The organism is Lichenifustis flavocetrariae (genome assembly GCF_026130545.1).
GTDB lineage: Bacteria > Pseudomonadota > Alphaproteobacteria > Rhizobiales > Beijerinckiaceae > Lichenihabitans > Lichenihabitans flavocetrariae.
The window spans coordinates 1-19964 of sequence record NZ_JAMOIM010000039.1 but is presented as its reverse complement, the minus strand read 5'-3'; the positions used below and the strand labels follow the sequence as shown (position 1 = coordinate 19964).

General features: G+C 65.0%; 18 protein-coding genes and 1 pseudogene. 9 read left to right on the top strand and 10 right to left on the bottom strand.

The genetic code is table 11. From position 1 onward, the window contains the following. Positions 1 to 339 precede the first annotated feature (339 nt). A complete protein-coding gene (locus M8523_RS29510; protein ID WP_282588442.1) occupies positions 340 to 903 on the bottom strand; it encodes a TetR/AcrR family transcriptional regulator in 564 nt (187 codons plus the stop codon). A 108-nt stretch (positions 904 to 1011) separates the two neighbouring features. On the opposite strand from M8523_RS29510, the gene M8523_RS29505 reads away from it, so the two are divergent. Further along, positions 1012 to 2421 (top strand): amidase, encoded by a 1410-nt coding sequence (locus M8523_RS29505; RefSeq protein ID WP_282588441.1) that lies wholly within the window; start codon positions 1012 to 1014, stop codon positions 2419 to 2421. A gap of 24 nt (positions 2422 to 2445) precedes the next feature. Here the strand turns inward: M8523_RS29505 and M8523_RS29500 are convergent, their stop codons facing one another. Next, a complete protein-coding gene (locus M8523_RS29500) occupies positions 2446 to 2721 on the bottom strand; it encodes an SDR family NAD(P)-dependent oxidoreductase (protein ID WP_282588440.1) in 276 nt (91 codons plus the stop codon). 178 nt (positions 2722 to 2899) lie between these two features. On the opposite strand from M8523_RS29500, the gene M8523_RS29495 reads away from it, so the two are divergent. Next, positions 2900 to 3847 (top strand): DNA-binding protein, encoded by a 948-nt coding sequence (locus M8523_RS29495; RefSeq protein WP_282588439.1) that lies wholly within the window; start codon positions 2900 to 2902, stop codon positions 3845 to 3847. A 466-nt stretch (positions 3848 to 4313) separates the two neighbouring features. On the opposite strand, the gene M8523_RS36910 is transcribed toward M8523_RS29495, so the two are convergent. The 8 genes and pseudogenes from M8523_RS36910 to M8523_RS29460 all read right to left on the bottom strand — a co-directional run bounded on the left by M8523_RS36910 (position 4314) and on the right by M8523_RS29460 (position 12594). Then, positions 4314 to 4511, bottom strand: coding sequence for a glutathione S-transferase C-terminal domain-containing protein (locus M8523_RS36910; RefSeq protein WP_428351591.1), 198 nt, complete (start codon positions 4509 to 4511; stop codon positions 4314 to 4316). Then, on the bottom strand, positions 4504 to 7680 hold the full coding sequence (locus M8523_RS29490) for an efflux RND transporter permease subunit (RefSeq protein ID WP_282588438.1): 3177 nt from the start codon (positions 7678 to 7680) through the stop codon (positions 4504 to 4506). The genes M8523_RS36910 and M8523_RS29490 overlap by 8 nt, the downstream gene beginning before the upstream one ends. Positions 7681 to 7683: 3 nt before the next feature. Further along, positions 7684 to 8907, bottom strand: a complete 1224-nt coding sequence (locus M8523_RS29485; protein ID WP_282588437.1) for an efflux RND transporter periplasmic adaptor subunit — start codon at positions 8905 to 8907, stop codon at positions 7684 to 7686. Between the two features lie 102 nt (positions 8908 to 9009). Further along, positions 9010 to 9546, bottom strand: coding sequence for a carbonic anhydrase (locus tag M8523_RS29480; protein WP_282588436.1), 537 nt, complete (start codon positions 9544 to 9546; stop codon positions 9010 to 9012). Positions 9547 to 9572: 26 nt separating this feature from the next. Beyond that, positions 9573 to 10320 (bottom strand): annotated as a pseudogene (locus M8523_RS29475) (SDR family NAD(P)-dependent oxidoreductase). Positions 10321 to 10414: 94 nt separating this feature from the next. Further along, on the bottom strand, positions 10415 to 11161 hold the full coding sequence (locus M8523_RS29470; protein WP_282588435.1) for an SDR family NAD(P)-dependent oxidoreductase: 747 nt from the start codon (positions 11159 to 11161) through the stop codon (positions 10415 to 10417). Between the two features lie 45 nt (positions 11162 to 11206). Further along, positions 11207 to 12085, bottom strand: coding sequence for an NmrA family NAD(P)-binding protein (locus tag M8523_RS29465; protein WP_282588434.1), 879 nt, complete (start codon positions 12083 to 12085; stop codon positions 11207 to 11209). Beyond that, positions 12082 to 12594, bottom strand: a complete 513-nt coding sequence (locus tag M8523_RS29460; RefSeq protein WP_282588433.1) for a hypothetical protein — start codon at positions 12592 to 12594, stop codon at positions 12082 to 12084. Before M8523_RS29460 ends, M8523_RS29465 begins: the two co-directional genes overlap by 4 nt. Before the next feature lie 468 nt (positions 12595 to 13062). Here M8523_RS29460 and M8523_RS29455 point away from each other — a divergent pair, with 468 nt between their 5' ends. The 7 genes from M8523_RS29455 to M8523_RS29425 all read left to right on the top strand — a co-directional run bounded on the left by M8523_RS29455 (position 13063) and on the right by M8523_RS29425 (position 19590). Continuing rightward, on the top strand, positions 13063 to 13983 hold the full coding sequence (locus M8523_RS29455) for a helix-turn-helix domain-containing protein (protein WP_282588432.1): 921 nt from the start codon (positions 13063 to 13065) through the stop codon (positions 13981 to 13983). A gap of 92 nt (positions 13984 to 14075) precedes the next feature. After that, entirely contained in the window at positions 14076 to 14483 is a 408-nt protein-coding gene (locus M8523_RS29450) for an MAPEG family protein (protein WP_282588431.1), read from the top strand. 46 nt (positions 14484 to 14529) lie between these two features. Next, a complete protein-coding gene (locus tag M8523_RS29445; RefSeq protein WP_282588430.1) occupies positions 14530 to 15915 on the top strand; it encodes a dihydrolipoyl dehydrogenase family protein in 1386 nt (461 codons plus the stop codon). Between the two features lie 35 nt (positions 15916 to 15950). Further along, a complete protein-coding gene (locus tag M8523_RS29440) occupies positions 15951 to 16460 on the top strand; it encodes a DUF1993 domain-containing protein (protein ID WP_282588429.1) in 510 nt (169 codons plus the stop codon). A gap of 720 nt (positions 16461 to 17180) precedes the next feature. After that, positions 17181 to 17915 (top strand): hypothetical protein, encoded by a 735-nt coding sequence (locus M8523_RS29435; RefSeq protein WP_282588428.1) that lies wholly within the window; start codon positions 17181 to 17183, stop codon positions 17913 to 17915. 309 nt (positions 17916 to 18224) lie between these two features. After that, positions 18225 to 18962, top strand: a complete 738-nt coding sequence (locus M8523_RS29430) for a hypothetical protein (protein WP_282588427.1) — start codon at positions 18225 to 18227, stop codon at positions 18960 to 18962. A 286-nt stretch (positions 18963 to 19248) separates the two neighbouring features. After that, on the top strand, positions 19249 to 19590 hold the full coding sequence (locus M8523_RS29425; RefSeq protein WP_282588426.1) for a hypothetical protein: 342 nt from the start codon (positions 19249 to 19251) through the stop codon (positions 19588 to 19590). The last annotated feature ends 374 nt before the right edge of the window (positions 19591 to 19964 follow it).

The following is a 19964-nucleotide window of genomic DNA, read 5'->3' as shown; positions in this document are numbered from 1 at the left end:
CCGTTAGGACCGCAGCGGCAGCGGAGGACGGTGCCGGACGGGCTTCTTGCCTCGCGAGGAATGCGGAACGCAGGGGAAGAAGGTCGGCGGGCGCCGTTGCGGCAGGTGATCAAGGCGCAGCCGATCTCCAGTCAAGTCAGCCAGTCAAAGAGGCCGCAATGGCCGGTGCTCGTGTTCAGGGAGACCCCATCTGCCGTCGAGGGAGATTTCGAACCGCCGTACAATAAACGGCGTCAGGGAATTCTGAGACGCTGGATGGGCGCTGATCCATGAGGTGACGGTGGCACGCTCGACAACATGCCGAGGCGAATTCGTTATTGGGGCAAATAGCGCCTCCGCTTAGGCCGGCAGGAGGCCCGAAGTCCGGTAGCTCTCGATGAGGGCATCGAATTGCGAAACGTCCGAACGGCTCCTGGCGTAGAGCTGGGCGCCGGACACCGCGGCAAAGATGGCCCGTGCCCGCGCCTCGCTGCCCTCGGGCTCTGCCATTCCCGCCAGGACCAGCACTTTCCCGAGCCACGCGATGTTGACCTCGGCGAAGTGCTGGGCCTCCCGCTGCACGACCTCCGGCAGGTCGGCGTACTCGGCCGACATGAAGCTGCACAAACATAGCCTGTTCCCGTCCTCAAGCGACCGGCGGAAGATGTCCGGGTAACGATGCAGGCAGCGGACCGGGTCGGAGATCTCGGCCAGCATCGCATCAAGCTCGGCCGCCGTGTCTTCCCAGTAGCGCCGCGCGACCGCCGCGCCGAGGTCCGCCTTGCTGGCGAAGTGGTGGTAGATGCTCGCCGCCTTGATGCCGACCTCGGCGGCGAGATCGCGGTAGCTCAGTCCGCCGTATCCGTGTGCCTGCGCGGTCTTCCTGGCGGCGGCCAGGATCGCCTCCTTCGCATTGGTACTCACCCCAGCCTCCAACGAGCGCCTTAAACCTACCAATCGTTAGTTAGGGGTTGACGAGACCGAAATCCAGCCCTAACTTTCACCCTGCCTAACGATAGGTAGGGAAATGACATGATCCAGAACATCATCTTCTTCGACGCGACCGGACTGGCCGCGCTGATCCGGACCAAGCAGATCTCGCCCGTCGAGGTCGTGCGGGCGCACCTTGACCGCATCGAGGCCGTCGATCCGAGGATCAACGCCATCGTCACGGTCGCGGAGGACGCGATGGCCGCCGCGAGGAAAGCCGAGGCGACGGTCATGGCGGGTTTGGATCTCGGGCCCCTGCACGGCGTGCCTTTCACCGTGAAGGACTCCATCGACACCGCCGGAGTGATGACCCAGCGCGGCTCGCCCATCTTCAAGGGCCGGACACCCGACGTCGACGCGACCAGCGTCGCTCGACTGAAGAAGGCGGGCGGCATCCTGCTCGCCAAGACCAACCTTCCCGAGTTCTCCTATTGGATCGAGAGCGACAACCTGCTCTCCGGCCGCTCGAACAACCCCTGGGATCTCGACCGGACGCCGGGTGGCTCCAGCGGCGGCGAGTCGGCGGCCATCGCGGCGGGGATGTCGCCGCTGGGCCTCGGCACCGACCTCGCCATCTCGGTGCGCGGTCCGGCCGCCCAGACTGGCATCGTATCGCTGAAGGCCACCCACGGGCGTGTGCCGATGACCGGCATCTGGCCGCGCGCGCCCCGCCGCTTCTGGCACGTCGGCCCGATGGCGCGCAGCATCCGCGACCTCGCGCTCGCCTTCTCGCAGCTGGCCGGCCCCGACGGCCTGGACGCCTTCGCGACCAGCACCGTCCCATTCGACGCCGGCATCGGCGCCGCGCCGGACCGCAAGCTTCGCGTCGGCTGGATGGTCGGGCCGGGCTTCGGCCCCATCGATACCGAGGTCGCGGCGACGGTGCAGGCGGCGGCCGAGGCCCTCAAGGGCGAGGGCCACCATGTCGAAGAAGTGCGCATCCCGGCTCTGGAGCGCGACTTCGCCCTCGACGTGTTCAACAAACTCCACGTCATGGAGATGAAGCCCGCTTTTCGGGAAGCGATCGCAGGCCGTCCCGACGACGAAATCTACAAGATGGCCAGGACGATGTTGTCGCTGCCGGATACGTCCATGGAGGACTACGTCGCGGCCGAGCAGGCGGCGGAGCGGCTCCGGGACGGCTACGCGGCGTACTTCCGGGACTTCGACGTGCTCCTGACCCCGGTACTGCCGGTGCCGGCGCACAAGCACGGCATCACCGAACTGGTCGTCAACGGCCAAACGATCGACCTGACCTACCTCCAGGGCGCGACCGTGCCCCTGAACGTCACCGGCCTCCCCGGGCTGTCGATGCGCTTCGGGACGAGCCGCGAGGGGCTGCCGATCAACGTGCAACTGGTGGGCAGATGGCAGGCAGAGACCACGATCCTGCATGCGGCATCGGTGCTGGAGAATGTGAGCCCCGTTCGCGGATTGCACCCAAGTCTCTGACAGGAGGGAGCCTGCTGGGGAGCGCTACGCGTTCCCCAGCCTTGAGCGGATTTCGAATGGGGTGAGCGCGTATCCACCCACCATCTTGACGCAGGCCGCCTTGTTCATCTCGGCAGGCGCGACCTCGACGCCGATCCTGTGGGCCGCCCGCAGCTCGACGGCCAGTGCCTCAAGCTTGTCCACCGACCGGGCGACCAGGATCAGGTTCAGGCCGCCTCCGGCGAGTTGTCGGGAGAACTGTTCGCCCAGGCCGCCGGAGGCGCCCGTGACCACGGCCATCTGTCCCCGTTCCAGCTTCATCTGAACTCCTTTCTGCGGCACCGCGCCGTCGCGAGTGTGGTCGCGCAACCATTGTGGTGAGCCGAACATCGTCGGCACAATGGTAACAGGTAACGTGATGTTACAATTCGCCCCCGCCGTGCTTGTGCATTCACGGGTTGCTTACGGTGCGCTGCCAGGATCTTCCATGGAGGGCGCCATGGTCGACCAAGCCGAACTGTTCAGGATCGCCGATGAGATTCTCGCGGACGGCAGGAACCCCACCGTTCGCGCCTTGCAAACCGAATTGAGCAAAGGCGGATCGTTCAGCGACGTCGGCCCGATGTTCAAGGGGTGGTCCCTTTCGAGGGGCTTTCGGCCGCGTCCGACCAAGGACGACGTTCCACCAGCTATGCTGGACAGCCTTTCGAAAGTAGCCGCCCAAATCTGGTCCCACGGACGCGACCAGGGACGCAACTTCAAGCTCAACGAGCATGACGAACTGGTCGAGAAGTTCGACGCCGTGAAGATGGCCTACGTCGCGGCGATGGCGAGGGTCAAAGCCCTGGAGGAGCGTCTCGGTATCGCGGGCAACGAAACGGAAAGCGATGGCGAAGAAACGAATGCTGTTCCCGGGCGCCGGGGGGCGGCGATAGCGTTCTGGGAGGGCCTCCTGCGTAAGGTTGCCGATCGAATGGGGTCCCAGCACCTGAAACCCGACATCGCTTACCTCTTGCTCAAACCTGAGGACCATCGGGAAGCCGAGGAGTGGAGCAAGAACAGGACCTGGTCAGCCGCCGTCCTCGGCGACAAGATGGAGGGTCGCGCAAAAAAGGGAAAGCTCTTCGAACAAGTGGGGGAGGGCCTGTACAAGGTGCTCGCGAAGGATGTGGAGGCCACGCTAGACGAGCCGGCCCCTGTCGAGGGCCCGAATCGAAGCCCGGAGCAGCCGGAGAAGAGCCCTGCAATTTCCCAAGCGGTCACGACGGTTGAATCAGCCGTATCGCCGCTATCAGGCAGCGAAAAGGAGTCAACGCGCCGTCCGAAGCCGCGCCGGCCATCGCACCCGAGAAGCCCCGCCGTCCGTCGCTCCGGGCATTGGCCAGACGCGCGCCCGACGATCCCGACGACGACGAGGACGCCTTTGAGAGGGCCAAGTTCTCCATGATCGGCCAGCCAATCTCCTCGAAGGGCAAGTCCGCCTGAGGGCGGACACTTCATCCGCCGAATCGACCTTCAAGGATCTTATAGGCAATCCTTGTTATTGCCTCTGAGATGGCTTGCGCGGTGTCACACGGCGGTGTTACACATGACCAATCGTTGATTGCCCTTTGTGTCTGTTATCGTTGATGTTTTTTAGGTCGGCGGACGGTCCCTCCCTCTACCCCCCGATGGCTCGATCGCAGCAACTCAACTTCCTGATATGACGGGCCTTCCAGAGAGCCAGCACAGCTGCTGTTGAATGGCAGCTTCGTGATTTCCGCACCGGAGAGCGGCCATTCTCCTTACGGCCAGATCACGTCGTAGAGCAGTCGGTCGGAATGCCGCTCGCGCAACTGCTGCGAGGAGTCGTCGCCCCAGATGCGGCTGACCATGTGGCCGCGCCGCTGATCGCGCGGCCAGGGCCTGCCCCCTTACAACGTGTAAGAATTCGTCCTCGACAGGAAGGTTGGAAGCGGACCCTTCGGTGGGAGGACGAGCGCGCCGTACCATGGGAAGATCGCCATGTCGGCGACGCTGTACCCGCGGCCAGCGATGAACCTGTTTTGCGCGAGGCGCTGATCGAGGACGTCGAGCTGGCGCTTCGTCTCCGTCGCGAAGCGGTTAAGGATTTCCGACGGGGCTCAGCGCGGCGTGCGGCGCGGCGTCGGCCGCCTTCTTGCGTTCAGCGTGCCGGCTGACGATCGTGTAGAAGGTCGGGGTGAAGATGAGGCCGAACAGGGTGACGCCGAGCATCCCTGAAAACACCGCTGTCCCGATGGATTGCCGCATCTCCGCGCCTGCTCCGGTCGCCACGACGAGCGGGAAGACACCGAGGATGAAGGCGAAGGACGTCATCAGGATCGGGCGAAGGCGGATGCGGGCGGCTTCGGACGCGGCGTGCTGCGGGGTCTCGCCGTCGTCCTGGCGCTGCTTGGCGAATTCCACGATCAAGATCGAGTTCTTTGCCGCCAGCCCGACCAGGACCACGAAGCCGATCTGCGCGAGGATATCGATCGGCATTCCCCTGAAACTGAGTCCAAAGGCGGAGGCCAGCAGGCACATCGGCACGATAAGGACGATCGCCAGCGGCAGCTTCCAGCTCTCGTACTGCGCAGCCAACACCAGGAAGACGAACAGGGCGGAGGCGGCGAAGATGACCACCGTCGGAATGCCCTGTTGCTTTTGCTGGTGAGACAGCTCGGTCCAGTCGATGTCGAAGCCGGGCGGCAGAACCTGCTTGGCCAGTTCCTCCATCCGCGCCATAGCCGTGCCGGAGGCGACGCCCGGTCCCGCGCTCCCGAGGACGTCGGCGGCTGGGTAGAGGTTGTAGCGGGGCTGGCGGAACGGCGTGGTGTTGTCGCGGAAGCTCACGACCGAGCCGAGCGGCACCATCTCGCCGTCCTTGTTGCGCACCTTCAGCCGAGCGATATCGTCCTTGGTCTTGCGGAACTGCTCGTCAGCCTGGACCAGCACCTGGTAGGTGCGGCCGAGATAGTTGAAGTCGTTCACATATTGTGAGCCGAGATAGAGCTGCATCGTCGAGAAGACGTCGCTCGGCGTCAGGCCCACCTTCTCTGCCTTCTCACGATCGATGTCGGCGTAGAGCGAGGGCGCGCCGGCGTTGAACAGCGTGAAGACGGCCTGAAAGGTGGGGTCCTTGTTGGCCGCCGTCACGAGTTTGTTGGTGGCGTCGGCGAGCTCCTGCGGCGAGTGATCGCCCCGGTCCTCGACCATCAGCTTGAAGCCGCCGGCCGATCCCAGACCCTGCACGGGCGGCGGATTGATCACGATCACATAGGCGCCCTTCACGTTCGCCAGGGCCGCGCGGACCCGCGGCAGCATCGTGGCCGCAGTGACGCCCGGGATGTGCTTGTCATAGAGCGAGGGCAGCGAATAGAAGACCGTCCCCACATTGGGGGCAATCGTCGAGGTCGTGACGTCGAAGCCGGCCACGGGCGAGTTGTGCTCGACGCCCGGCACTTTCAGGACGATGTCGTTCACCTCGCGCACCACGGCATCGGTGCGCGCCAGGCTCGAGCCTGGCGGCAGGATGGCGATGACGCCCTGATAGCCGATGTCCTGCTCGGGGATGAAGCCGTTCGGCATGCGGGACATTTGGAAGCCCGTCAGCCCGATCAGGCCGACATAGGCGACGATCATCACCGCGCTCGCCCGGATCAGGTGCGAGGTCATCCAGCCGTATTTGTGCGACAGCCACTCGAAGCCGGCATTGAAGCCGCCGAACAGGGCCTGGGGGATGCGGGCGAGACCCCGCGCCTTGGCACGGTCGTGATGCGGCTTGAGCAGCACCGCGCACAACGCCGGGCTGAGGGTCAGCGAGACGATCACCGAGATGATCGTCGAGGCCGAGATGGTGGCCGCGAATTGGGTGAAGAACAGGCCCGAGATGCCGCTGATGAAGGCGCAGGGCACGAAGACCGCGCAGAGCGTCAGCGCGATGGCGATGAGCGCGGACGAGACCTCGTCCATCGTCCTGTGCGCCGCCTCCCGTGGCGACATGCCCCTGGCCATGTTGCGCTCGACGTTCTCCACCACGACGATGGCGTCGTCGACCACGATGCCGACTGCCAGGATCAGCCCGAACATCGACAGGTTGTTGATCGAGATGCCGAGCAGGGCGAGGATGACGAACGTGCCCAGCAGCGAGATCGGGATCGCGATCACCGGGATGAGCGTCGCGCGCCAAGTCTGCAGGAAGATGAACACGACACCGACCACCAGTGCGATGGCGATGAAGATCGTCTCGATGACCTCGTGGATGGACTGACTGACGAAGGTCGTGGGGTCGTAGATCTTGATGTAGTCCATGTCTGAGGGGAACGAGGTCCGCTTCAGCTCGGCCATCTTGTCCCAGATCGCGTTCTCGACCTGCACGACATTGGCGCCGGGCGTGGCGATGGCGAACCAGGGCGCCGAAGGATAGGCATCGGCATAGCCGATCGAGCCGTAGTCCTGCGACCCGAGCTCGACATGGCCGATGTCGTGGATCCTGGTGACGCGCCCCTGGCTGTCCGACTTGACGATGATGTTGCCGAACTCTTCGGGCGTGCTCAGGCGGCCGAGCGCCTCGACGTTAATCTGGTAGGCCGCGTCGGTCTTGATCGGCGGCTGGTTGAGCACGCCGGCCGATACCTGCGCGTTCTGGGCGCGCAGCGCGGCGAGGATCTCCTGGGCGCTGATGTTGTCGGCCGCCGACTTGTCAGGGTCGATCCAAATACGCATGGCATATTGCCGCTCCCCGAAGACCTGGAAGTCGGACACGCCGGGCAGGCGGGCGATCTGGTCGCGCACCTTCAGCATGTAGTTAGACATGTACTCGACGCTGCGGGTGCCCTTTGGCGAGTAGAAGTGCAGGCCGAGCAGCAGGGCCTCGATCGTTTTCTTGACCTGCACGCCCTGGGCCTGGACCTCCTGCGGCAGGCGCGACAGCGTGTTCTGCACGCGCGTCTGGGTCAGCAGCAGGTCGGCGTTGGGATTGGAGCCGATCTTGAAGATCACCGTGATGGTGAGCGCCCCGTTTCCCGTTGATTGGCTGGAGATGTAGTCCATGCCCTCGACGCCGTTGATGGCCTGTTCGAGCGGGGTCGCCACGGTCCGGGCGACCACCTGGGCGGAGGCGCCGGGATAGGCCGTCGAGATCTGGATCGTCGGCGGCACGATGTCAGGATATTGTGCCACCGGCAGCAGGCTCATCGCGGCCAGGCCGAAGAGCATGATGAAGATGTTGATGACCGTCGCGAAGCGTGGATGGTCGATGAAGAAATGCGAGAGTTTCATCGCTCAGCCCTTTGTCTGGTCGGCGACGTTGATTGGCACTTCGTGCGGCGCGACCTTCATCCCGGGGCGGACCGTGGCCACACCGTCGGTGATGACCTTGTCGTCGGGCGCGAGCCCTGAGCGGATCACGCGAAGCCCGTTGCGCAACCCGCCGATCTCGACGGTCTTGGGCGTCACCACGCCGTCCGCGTCGACCGTCATGACGAGATGCGTCGACTGGTCGGGCAGGACGGCCGCATCCGGCAAGAGCATCGCCTGCGCTGCCGGCGCATAGATCAGCCTGACGCGGCCGAAGGTGCCCGGCGTGAGGAAATGGTCGGCGTTCGGCACGGTGGCGCGAGCGTGGATCGTGCCGCTCGAGCGGTCGAGCTGATTGTCGATGAAGTCGAGCTTGCCGCGACGGTCGAATTCCGCGTCGCCGGTGAGGGCGATCTTCACCTTGTCGGCCAGGGGACCGGTCTGGCTGGCGCGCTCGCGCTTGAACGCGAGGTAGTCGGCTTCGCTCATGTCGAAGTTGAGATAAATCGTGTCCAACGACACGATCGTTGCGAGAAGCGTGGTGGCGCTGGTGCCGGTGCGGCTGCCGGAGATCAGGCTGCCGACTGAGACCTGATGGGACCCGATGCGGCCGGTGAAGGGCGCCGTGATGCGCGTGTGGTCGAGGTCGAATTGCGCGTCGCGAACGCGCGCATCAGCCTGCTGCACAGCGGCCTGACCGGTCAGTTGCTGGGCGGCGCGCTGGTCGGCAACCTCGATGGTGCCGTAACCGCTCTGCTTCAGCGAATCGGCGCGCACGAACTGGCGGTTGGCGAGGTCGAGATTGGCCCGGGCGTTGGCGAGTTGGGCCTTCGCTTCGTCGAGGGCGATCTGGTAAGGTGTCGGATCGATCACGAAGAGCAGGTCGCCCTTCTTGACGAGGTCGCCGTCCTTGAAATTGATCTCGGTCAGCGTGCCGCCGACCTGCGGGCGGAGGTCGACACGGTCGACCGCGGAGAACTGGCCGAGAAACTGCAGGCGCGAATCGACGGTGCCCTGAACCGGGTTGCTGACGACGACGGTGGGAAGGGGAGCGGGAGCCGTGGCTGCCCTTTCGCCGGCCAAGGCCAGATCAGGTCCCGCGAGGACGGCCATCGCCATGAGAGAGCCGACCAGCAGCTTCTTGCCCATCTTCAATGCGACGGGGCGTACGATCCCATCGAGTCCGGGCTTGGAGAAGGCGTTGCTCATGGGAGACCTCGTCCTGTCGCAGCGCTCGCAGATGCGCTTTGGCGGGGGGGAAATGGACGTTTGAAGGCGTCCGCAGGCGGCGGATACAGGGAGCGCGGTAGCTCAATCCCGAAGCTGCGTCGGTGGAACGACGACCTGGATCCGCCCCGTGGCCACATCGTAGACGACGCCCGAGATCATGAACCCGCCCGGGACTTCAGGATTCGCCTTCCACGCGGCGACATCTTGGGCGACGGCCTTGTAGGGGTCGGTGACCTCCATGCAGTCGAGCTGCGGTCGCGTGACCCCCAGGTGCTTCGCCAGCTGATCGGGAGCGTGCTTGTAGCACCCGATGATCCCGCAATCGGTGTGGTGCAGGATGACGAGGTTCCAGCCGGGACCCATGTTCTGGCCGACCGCCTTGGCGACGGCCGGCAGAAGGATCAGGGCCTCGATCACGGCTGGATTGATGCGCCCGCCGATGTTGCGGATGATCGCCGCCTCGTCGGGTTCAAGCCCGAGGACGTCCATGGGATCGACCCGAGGGTCCAGGCAACCAACGATGATCGTCTTGGTCGTCGGGATGATCTTCAGGTTTGCGGAGAAGCCGTGCTGGACGAAGGTTTCGTTACGCTTGGCGATCGTCTCAAGGAAATCCATGTGCGCTCCGTGGCTGCATAGTGGGTTCAGATCTGCGCGAAGCCGCCATCGACGAAGACCTCGGAGCCGGTCATGAACCTGCTTTCGTCCGAGGCCAGGAACGTCACGACGCTCGCGACGTCTTCGGCGGCGCCGTTCCGTTCAAGGGGCGTCATCGTATTCGTGAAACCGAAGTAGCCCTCGAGGTCGGCGGCCGACATGCCGACCGTGCCGTAGCCGGGCGTCTCGATCACGCCGGGACTGATCGCGTTCACGCGGATGCCGCGGCCCTTGAGGTCGGCGGCCCAGGTCCTGGCGAACGACCTCACGGCCGCCTGCGTCGCGCTGTAGACGCTCCAGTTCGCGAAGCCCTTCGATCCGACGATCGAGGCGTTCAAGATGATCGAGGCCCGGACGGAGGTGGGGCAAAGCCTTCTGGACGGTGTGGATCACGCCCTTGACGTTGATGTCGAACAGCTCGTCGATGTGCTGGTCCGTCAGGGCGCCGAGCGGGGCCAGCCGCCCGATCCCGGCATTAGCGAAGACGATATCGACATATCTCTTCTTTGCGCTCACGGCGCCGTAGAGCCGGTCGAGATCACCTTGTCGGGCGACGTCGCCCTGTACCCCTTTGGTGTTCGGACCGATCAGGGCGATGGCCTCGTCGAGTTCGGCCTGCCGACGCCCGATGACGAAGACGAAGGCGCCGTCGCGCACGAAGGCCTGGGCGGTGGCGAGGCCGATGCCCCCGGTCCCGCCTGTGACGACGGCGACTTTCCCATCGAGCTTGCCCATGTGGTCTCCTGCTGAGGTCAGGCGAAGTGTGGATCGAAGCCGACCCGGCTGCGGCGTGACAGCAGCCAGCCGGATCCATTGCGCAAGCAGCCTGTCAGGTGGCCTGCGGAAGCCGGGTCGACATCTTCGCCTGGAAGCCCTTCGGGTCGGCCGTGAAGGCCTGATAGGCCGCCTTGGTCTGGGCGCCGGCGACGATCTCCTCGCTGAGGCCTGTCTGAACCGCATCGAGGACATCGGCGACCACCTCGGCGGGCATCATGCGCGGCGGCGGAAGCCGGGCGCCGATCGCGCTCTCCGTCTGGACGGCCAGCACGCCGACTACGGCGGTGCCTTGCGCCGCAAGTTCGGCCCGTATGCTGCGCGTCACCGACAGGAACGCCGCCTTCGAGGCCGAATAGGTCCCGGTCACGGGCAGGCTGACCAGCGCGGCCATCGACAGCATGTTGACCACGGCTCCGCCCCCTCCCGCCGCCAGGACCGGGCGGAAGGCGCGGGTGAGGGCCAGAGGGCCGAAGTAGTTGACGTCCATCTCGCGGCGGGCGGCGGCCATGTCGTGCGCCGCGATCGCGCCCTGGAAGGACGCGTAGCCGGCGTTGTTGATGAGCAGCGTCACGTCCGGTGCCTCGGTCGCGGCGCGCGCCACCATGGCGGCGTCCGTCACGTCGAGCGCCATCGGGACGAGGCGCTTGTCGTCGTCCTTCATCAGGTCGGCCAAGGAGGCGGTGTCGCGGGCGCCGACGTAGATCTTGGCGGCGCCGCGCTTCAGGAGTTCGGCGACGAAGGCGCGCCCGATCCCGCCGGGGGCACCCGTGACGAGAGCCACGCAACCGTTGATGTCCATGTCATCTCCTCCCAGTCGTTCTCGTCGGATCGAGCTTCGCTCGCCTCAAAACCCGTTCAGTGTGGCTGCGTGCGCGCGGGCGAACTCACCCACCGTCATCGATCCGCGGCCGGTCAGGCGCTCGACGTTGTCGTCGGCGCCGGACATCACCCCGTTCTGGTAATCTTCCATCGCGCCACTGAGGTGCTGCACGATGTAGGCCGGGACCCCCATCGTCTCCAGCGAGGCGCAGTATTCGTCGATCGGCAGATCCTGGAAGACGATCTTGCGTCCGAGGGCCTCAGACAGTTCCGCCGCCATCTGTTCGTGGTCCATCTCGACGGGACCGGACAGCGGGATGGTCTTGCCGACATGCGCCTCGGGCGCCTTCAGGATCGCGGCGATCGCGCGGCCCTGGTCGTGCGCAGCGATGGGCGAATGTCGTCCCTTGCCGACCGGCATGCGCAGGACTCCCTTTTGCAGGTGGGGCAGTTGCCAAGGATAAAGCAGCCACTCCAGGAAGTAGGTCGGCCGCAGGTGGATGACCGCGAGGCCCGACCAGTTGAAGACCTGCTCGGCGATGAAGCTGTCGCGGCAGGAATGGCTCTTTGACTCGCGCCTCGCCGAACGTTGGGAGAGGTTCACGATCGTCGGTACGCCAGCTTCCTTCGCGGCCTGGGCGAAGTTGACGGTGGCGTTGAGAAGCCCGGGCTGGACTGGCCAGACGAAGTAGGCCGCCTCGACGCCGTCCATCGCCGCCCGTATCAAGTCGATCTCCAGGAGATCACCGGTCACTACCTCGGCGCCGGCCGCTTCTAGGGCTTCAGCCCTGGCATCCCTGTTGTGCACCATGGCCCGCACGTCGAGCCCCAGGGCGAGGCCTTCCCTTACGGCGGCCCGGCCCGTGTCGCCGGTGGCGCCGCTGATCAGGACTTTCTTGCTCATGCCCGGGTCCTCCGTGCGGAAGGGAAGGACGCGCCCTCCGGTCGGAAAGCCCGGAGGGCAAGGACCCCGATCAGCACGAAGGCGACGAGAACGATGCCCTGGGCGACGGTGAAGGGCGGTTCCGACTGCGTCGGGGCCAGGGCCGTAAGCGGCGGGATTTTGACGAACGCCTGGACAACCCCGACGAAGATCAGCAGGTACTCGCTCGCGACCAATCCCCCGACGTAGACCCATCGCGCCCACCGCGATTCGTCGAGCCGACCCCGTGAAAGAAGCACGGCGGCCAGGATGATCAGGGCCACGATGGAAATCACGACGCCGGGACTGACGCCGTGGAGCGGCAGGATGAAGCCGGTGGCGCTGGTCGCGATCGCCAGGACGATGAAGGCCGTCAGCGACGTGGACGAGGCCTGCGCCCGGAAGACGTCCCTCAAAGCGAACACGCCGACGATGATGGCCGCGATGCTGATGAGCGTGTGACCCGCAATGAAGACTTGGGACAGGGTCAATCGTTCACCTCCGGGATGCGCGGTATCCGCATCGGTAGGAGCGGCCGGACGCCTGAGACGTCGGTGCCGGCTCTTTAGATAATTGCGCGCCGTGTTTGTTATTTCGAGAAACGGCGTACGCAGCAGGATTTATATCTGTCGATTACAGAAGATGTTCTTGCTCGAAAACAAGTTACATTCGGAACGTATGCAAGGATGGCGGATTTCTGCAAGGGAGGTCTTTGCCGATCACGTATGTCGTTTGTCTGATCTTGCGCTTCCCAGGCAAACCCGCATGTGCGAATTTCCAGCCAGAGGCTCCGGCCGCCGATGCCGTCGGGGCAAGCGGGGCCGACACACTCCGGCCTGCGGAAGGGACAGCATGGCGGATTGGCGTTTGGCGTTCCGGAAGCTTGTCCCGCTCCTGCCGGAAGCGTGGTCTGACTCTCGACGCGAGAACCGGCTGCTGGCCTTGGGGCATCTTCCCCCATGACCCACCAGGCACCGGAGCCGGGCTTCTACGGCCGGCGCATCTCCGAGGCGTTCCACCTCGATGCATCGCCGACGCTGGTGACGCGTGCCTTGAAGAAGGCGCCGATCGCGGTGACCGAATTGCGCTGTGCCCACGACGGGCTCGGCATCACGTCCCCAATCATCCCCGAGGAGGCCTTCGCGGTCGCCGTCCAGTTGCAGCCCTATGCCGGTCGCCTCTGGGTCGCCGGTCGCCGGGTGTCGATGGAGCCGATGATCGCCGGCAGCGTGAGCGTCTACGACCTCGAAAAGAGCACGATCGCAGATCTCCAGACCTCGTTTCGCTGCCTGCAATTCTACCTGCCACAAGCCGCCATAGACACGGTCGCGCGTGACGTCGGCGCCCGCCCGGCCGGCGGCCTTCGTGCGCCAACGGGAGGGAGCCTCTTCGATCCGGTCGTGCTCGCGCTCGGCCAAAGCCTGCTGCCCTCCTTGGCCGAGCCGAAGGACGCGGATGTGCTTTTCGTGGACCACGTGTCGTGGGCGCTTTCCGTGCACATGTGTCGCGCCTACGGCGCGTTGGCCCCTCGGTCGAACGGCAAGCGTCCGATCCTGACGCTGCGCCAGGAACGAATGGTCAAGGCCGCCATGGACGCGCGCCTCGGGGCGGAAGTCACGTTGAGCGAGCTTGCAGACCTCTGCGGCCTGTCCGTGCAGTATTTCGCTCGCGCCTTCGCGGGCGCCGTGGGCATGCCCCCTTATCAGTGGTTGCAGCTGCGACGGCTGAACCGGGCCAAGGACCTGCTGGTCGACTCGCGACTGGGCTTGGCCGAGGTCGCGTTGGCCTGCGGCTTCGGGGACCAAAGCCACTTCACCAAGTCGTTCACGCGGGAGGTCGGCATCAGTCCGGGCGCCTGGCGCAGACATCACCAGGGGTGATGCCGTCCCTCCTTTTAGGTCCGGACGGCAACGAACGTCGTCGGCGTCCGAGCCTCTCCGCTCTTCCCACTTCCTGACGAAAGATCTTGCCCGTGCCCTACACAAGCGAGCTTCACGCCCAGGTGCTCATCACCACGGCAACCGCGCTGATGTGGGTCCCCTACGTCTGCGGGCGAATGGCCACCTTCGGCATCCTCGCCCCGATCGGCAATCCCGGTCCTGGCTATTCGGTCGATGCGCCATTGATGGACCGGGCGAGGCGGGCTCACGCCAACGCCGTCGAAAACCTGACCGTCTTCGCGCCGCTCGTCCTGATCGCGGCTATGGTTGGGCTCAGCACCCCGGTGATGGCGGCCGCCGCCTGGACCTATGTCGTTGCCCGATTGATCCATTACGTCATCTATGCCGCCGGCATCCCCTTCGTGAGGACCTTGGCCTTCCTGGCGGGCGCCTGTTCCACCGTGGTGATCGGCATTGCGCTTCTCGTACACGGGCTTTGAGCGGTGATCGCGATCCCGCGACGTTCACAAGCGAAGGAGGGATCACATGACCGAGATCGACGCCTACGACATCCTCGTCCTCGGGGGCGGCAAGGCCGGTAAGACGCTGGCGATGGACCAGGCGAAGGCTGGCAAGCGGGTCGCCGTCATCGAGGCCGGCATGATCGGCGGCTCTTGCATCAACATCGCCTGCATTCCCACCAAGGCTCTGGTGCGCAGCGCCGAGGTGGCCGAGACGGTCCGCCATGCCGGCTCCTTCGGCGCCAAAGGCGGCGACGTCCCTGTAAACATGCACCGTGTCGCCGCCCGCACGGCCGAGGTCGTCGCGGACATGGTCGACTTCAATCGGCGCGCCTTCGCGGCGAGCGGGTTCGAACTGGTGATCGGCTGGGGCCGCTTCGTGGCCGCCCGGGTGATCGAGGTCCAGTCGGCAGGAGGACCGCGGCGTCTCACGGGTGAGCGCATCTACCTGAACCTCGGCACCCGCGCCGCGATCCCGCCCGTCGCCGGACTGCGCGACGCCGGGCCTCTCACCCACGTGGAGGCGCTGAAGCTCGATGTCCTCCCCGCCCATCTGATCGTTGTCGGCGGCGGCTACGTGGGCCTCGAAATGGCGCAGGCGTTCCGGCGCCTGGGCAGCGCGGTCACGCTGATCGAGCGAGGGCCACGGCTTGCGGCGCGCGAGGATGACGACGTGGCAGCGGCCATCCAGGACCTCTTCGTCGCCGATGGCATCGAGGTCGCCATGGGTGAAGAGATCGCCTCGGTCGAGGGACGCTCCGGCGACCACATCGCGGCGGTGCTGGCCGATGGCCGGCGCCTGTCGGGTTCGCACCTTCTGGTCGCCGCGGGCCGCGAGCCCATGACGCGCGACATCGGCCTGGAGATCGCGGGCGTGGACCTCGACGAGCGCGGCTTCATCAAAGCCGACGAGCGACTGCGCACGTCGGCGCCCGGCGTCTGGGCGCTGGGCGAGGTCGCGGGCAGCCCCATGTTCACCCACGTTTCGCTCGACGACTACCGCGTCGCCAAGAGCGGCATCACGGGCGGCGACCGGACCACGAAGGGACGCCTGATCCCATCCTGCCTCTTCATCGACCCAGAGTTCGCCCGCATCGGCCTGAGCGAGCGCGAGGCCGAACGGTCCGGACAAGCTTATCGCGTGGCACGGCTGCCGGTCGACGTGATCCCCCGCGCCCGCACCCTGTCGAAGCGGGTGGGGCTGATGAAGGCCGTCATCGCGGCGGACAGCGACAAGATCCTCGGCTTCACGATGCTCGGCGCCCAGGCCGGAGAGGTGCTGGCCGTGGTGCAGATGGCGATGCTGGGTGGCCTGCCCTACACCGCCCTGCGCGACGGCATCCTGGCGCATCCAACCATGGCGGAGGGTCTGAACATGCTCTTCGGAAGCGCCCTCAGCGCACACCGGTGATTACGAGCCACGCTCCCATTTTGAAGGACAAACCGATGCCGTTGACGCTCCATGAGGCAAGCATGGCCGTGATGATCCACGGCTTCCACAACCTTGCAGGCGTTCTCGAACGTGCCCGGCTCCATGCCGAAGAGCAGTCGATCGATGAGGCGCAGTTCCTGGACGCCCTACTGTTCGACGACATGATGACTATGAGGCAGCAGGTTCAGCGCGCCAGCGACACCGCCAAGCGCGCCGCGATCCGGGTGGCCGGCGTGGCGGACGTCAGCATGCTGGACGATGAGGCGAGCTTCGCGGACCTGTCGCGGAGAATCGAGGCGACGGTGGCCTTCCTGCGAGCCGTCCCGCCCGAAGCCATCGACGGCGGTGCCGACGCCAGCGTGGCGCTGCCCACGGGCGACGGCAATGTTCGGACCCTCACCGGGCAAGCCTACATGCTCGAATTTGCCGTGCCGAACTTCTTCTTCCATCTCACCACGGCTTACGACCTGCTGCGTCACAAGGGCGTGCCGGTCGGCAAACGCCATTTCCTTGGGTGGGAGTGACGGCAGACGGTATGGACTCGTTCGCGCACATCTAAGGTCTCTTCGACTGGTCGCCGCCGTAATTATTGGAGGCAGGTGCTAGCAAATTTGAGCATCTGCTTCGCATTATCGATCTGGGCGAACCGGTTCCCACGCGATCTGCTCACCAATTTCGAGCGGTGCGTCGGTGGCAACGGAAGGGGTTGGCGGCCGACATCCGCCGCGGGCCTCCTCCAAAGAGCGCCTTTTACCGCGCACTCTTGTGCATTGATGTCGACTTCGGTCTCGCCGCCATCAGACTCGGCGTGCATCGTCAGACGAAACCTAGGCCTCGCCAATGTCCCAAGCTGTGGTGCTTATCGCGTCGGAAAGCAGCTATTCCCCTTTCGGCCAAGCTCGCCCGTTCGCGGCCAATCAGCTTCAGCTGAAGCAGACCTCCCCGGCATCGTCGTGTCGGCAGGTGTCACCCGAACTCGGCTGACGATCTCTGGCCGCGGTCAGTGACGATCACGAGCCAACACTCGAATCTGGCCGGTAGCGGCCGTCAGTCGCCTCAATCGGTGAGACATGCCGGTCCGGAAGCCGTGCAGCCTCGCACGTGTGTCGCGACGTCGGGCTGCCCGGAATGAGCTGCAGAGACGTCAGCCGGATCTGTCGCGAGATCTCCCCAACAGCTTGGGATCGATTTGGGATTTCAATTTTGATTTCCCCCCTTCTCAAGTTCAACAAGGATATCACGTCATGGCCGACAATAATCGTACGCTCTCGCCAACGCCTGCACTGAACAACGACCTCCTGGCGGGGATCCGTCAACTCTTCACACCTGACGAGATCGAAGTCATCGCGACCGCCTTGGCGGGATCTTCTTCGACAGAGGCGATGATCTTCGGAGAGTTGTTCCGTCGCAGACTTCGATCGAGCAGCCTGCTTCAGTCGATGGTGCACCGCTGGCACCTTGATGTCGGCACGCTGGTCGGCAAGTTGGAATGTGCGACGCCCGAGATGCGCATCGCATTGGGGAGGGCGGTCGAGGCCTGGTACGACATCTGCCTTCGGGAAGGTCTCTACCCTTGGGGCAGATCCTCGAAAGTGGTCTTGTCGCGTGTTGGCTTGCACGCGGTCACAGGACCGGCGGCCTGGGGCTTCGCGGTTGCGATCCATCAGTCCGTGTCGAGCGAGTTCGTCCTGCGGGATAGCCCGGATGAGATGGACTTCGACACCATGCCGGATGTCGCGTCGCTAGCCCATGCCGTGCTGGAGCAGCACCGGGACTGGATGACGGACCCTGATGTCGCGTATCGGCTCGTCACCCAACTCGCGAAGCTGACCGGGCACCGGTACTTCCGCCTTGATGCCCGCCCGGGTCGCCCGATCCTAACGGCGATCACCACCTCGGCTCTGGCGCACGACTTGGCCGATGGCAGCCTTCGGCACCTGTGGCTGCAAGGCGTCAACGCACCTCCAAGCGGGACATAAGGCGTCCTACGCACCTGTAACCGAGCCCCTGCCGGTCCTGGAGTGGGAGAGATCTTGCTCCAGGAGATCGTGGGCGGCTGCTCGCAACCCGGACCATGTCTCGGCACAACCTGCCATCTCGCGGCCCACCGGTGCGTCTCACCGGCGGACGCCCGGTCGCGCCTTCGCGCCAAAGCGAAGGCGGATGGCACGGTCCGCGTCACTGCTGCAGCGGCGGTGATTGGCATTTCTCCCAAGTCACTCAGTTCTTTTGGGATTTCGATTTGATTTCCCCCCTTTCAACCTTCAACCATCAAGGATGACACTCAGATGACCGACACCAATCGTAGGCTCTCGCCAGGCGCTCAGCGGGTCCGTGAGCAGCGCCTCGCGCTTCTCGACGCCCATCGCTGGCCGCAGTTCGGAGGCACCGCGCTCGACCGCAAGCCGCCGCCCGTCTTCGCTGCCGGACGCGATGAGCAGCCACACGGCAGCGCCTTTCTCGGGATCATGCGCTGCACCGGCACAGATCGGATCGGCGCCCGACTGCACCATCCGGTGCGCGTGATCTCCGAGATGATCGCTGCCCATCCGGTCGCTCACCTGCGCGCCATCAACGCAGTGCGCTACGGCGAGACCTATCTCGAAGACACAGGTGGGTTCGGCCGCGCCACATCGGGATGGGACGACTGGACCCTGGAGCCGATCCCAAGCGACACGCCGCTCGCACCGTACAGCCCCGTGACGATCGCGGCTGACGTCCTCACGGTGGCGCTGCCACCCGGCCTGACGGTGCGCCAGTTCCATGCCGGCGTGACGCGCGCCATCAAAGGCACGGCGTTGCACCACTATGTGCGCACCCGCTCCGGCGAAGACTGCTGCACGCTGAGCGTGACGTCCCCGGAAAGACTCTGCCGCGCCACCAACGATCCTCTGGCCGGCGGGGGACCCGTGGAAGATCTTCACCTGGTCGATCCGCAGCACGACCTGCGTCGACTGATCCGGGTGGTGGAGAATGTCGTCGCCACGGCGGCAAAGGCATCGCCGAGCGGATCGAACGCAGGCTGAGCGCGATCTGACCGTCGGCAGCCAGGCCGCGCATGAGTCAGGTGGCCGACGTTGCGGACGACTGACGGAACAGCCGGATCTCACCCGGCAGCTTGGCAGGCTGAGCCTGCACCTCTGACAGCGCGACCAAGGACCTTTGTCCCTCGCGCTGTCAGGTCCGAACACACAGGAAAGAGAAGGCGTCCCGCCTTTATGAAGCTTCAGAGTTTTTTGCCCCCGTTCTGAAGCTGGCGCAGCCGAGATCAACCAAGTTGGCGCGATTGTCCCCGCGGGGCAGAGACCCACCATGACCATAATCAATGATGCAAACCTGCGTTTGCCCGATGAGGCACGCGCCCTGACCGAAACGCTCTGGCCGCGCTGGCTCGCTGACCTCGACCGCTACGACGGCCGGGGGACCGCGGTGACCGACCCGACCGAGAAACTCCAGGTTCAGCTCAGCCTGATCGCGACCTCGCTTCTGCTAGCTGCCCTGCCAGCAGGCCAGATCGATGACCTGCGGGCCAAGACGCTCGTTGCGGCGTGGCTGCGCACGAACGATCTCGGCGACAACACGCTCGCGATGGTCGAAGCGGCCATCACGACCGACATGGCCCGCCTGCAGCCCGTGGACGACCTGCTGGTCTGACGGTTGCAGCAGAAGGGCAGGGTGGAGCGGGCTCAATCCGCGTGCTGGCCCAACGCTGATCCAGAGTGATCCCAACGTCGATCCTCATGAAGCAAGTGTCCGTTTCACGGTCAGACGCCTTTTTCTCCCCCCTTCTTGACCTTTCCACCAACAACCCAGCCGACGCGCGCTGCGCCGACCGGATCCCAAACTTCCTCAACACAACGCAACTCAACAAAGGAACATAACATGAACATGCAGACCTCCAACGCTCTCGCATCTTGGCTCGCCCTTAGGAAGCGTCGATAAATTTTTGAATCGCGACGAGGATTTTTGAGGGATTCCCTGCTGCGTCTTTACTTTGTAGATGGGGGCTGTGATCGATGTTGCCGCCA

Excerpts from the sequence above, each read along its gene's own strand:
- M8523_RS29465 (WP_282588434.1), bottom strand. The coding sequence starts at position 12,085 with ATGAGCAAGAAAGTCCTGATCAGCGGCGCCACCGGCGACACGGGCCGG.
- M8523_RS29470 (WP_282588435.1), bottom strand. The coding sequence starts at position 11,161 with ATGGACATCAACGGTTGCGTGGCTCTCGTCACGGGTGCCCCCGGCGGG.
- M8523_RS29495 (WP_282588439.1), top strand. The coding sequence starts at position 2,900 with ATGGTCGACCAAGCCGAACTGTTCAGGATCGCCGATGAGATTCTCGCG.
- M8523_RS29490 (WP_282588438.1), bottom strand. The coding sequence starts at position 7,680 with ATGAAACTCTCGCATTTCTTCATCGACCATCCACGCTTCGCGACGGTC.
- M8523_RS29505 (WP_282588441.1), top strand. The coding sequence starts at position 1,012 with ATGATCCAGAACATCATCTTCTTCGACGCGACCGGACTGGCCGCGCTG.
- M8523_RS29445 (WP_282588430.1), top strand. The coding sequence starts at position 14,530 with ATGACCGAGATCGACGCCTACGACATCCTCGTCCTCGGGGGCGGCAAG.
- M8523_RS29440 (WP_282588429.1), top strand. The coding sequence starts at position 15,951 with ATGCCGTTGACGCTCCATGAGGCAAGCATGGCCGTGATGATCCACGGC.
- M8523_RS29425 (WP_282588426.1), top strand. The coding sequence starts at position 19,249 with ATGACCATAATCAATGATGCAAACCTGCGTTTGCCCGATGAGGCACGC.
- M8523_RS29485 (WP_282588437.1), bottom strand. The coding sequence starts at position 8,907 with ATGAGCAACGCCTTCTCCAAGCCCGGACTCGATGGGATCGTACGCCCC.
- M8523_RS29435 (WP_282588428.1), top strand. The coding sequence starts at position 17,181 with ATGGCCGACAATAATCGTACGCTCTCGCCAACGCCTGCACTGAACAAC.
- M8523_RS29455 (WP_282588432.1), top strand. The coding sequence starts at position 13,063 with ATGACCCACCAGGCACCGGAGCCGGGCTTCTACGGCCGGCGCATCTCC.
- M8523_RS29480 (WP_282588436.1), bottom strand. The coding sequence starts at position 9,546 with ATGGATTTCCTTGAGACGATCGCCAAGCGTAACGAAACCTTCGTCCAG.
- M8523_RS29500 (WP_282588440.1), bottom strand. The coding sequence starts at position 2,721 with ATGAAGCTGGAACGGGGACAGATGGCCGTGGTCACGGGCGCCTCCGGC.
- M8523_RS29430 (WP_282588427.1), top strand. The coding sequence starts at position 18,225 with ATGACCGACACCAATCGTAGGCTCTCGCCAGGCGCTCAGCGGGTCCGT.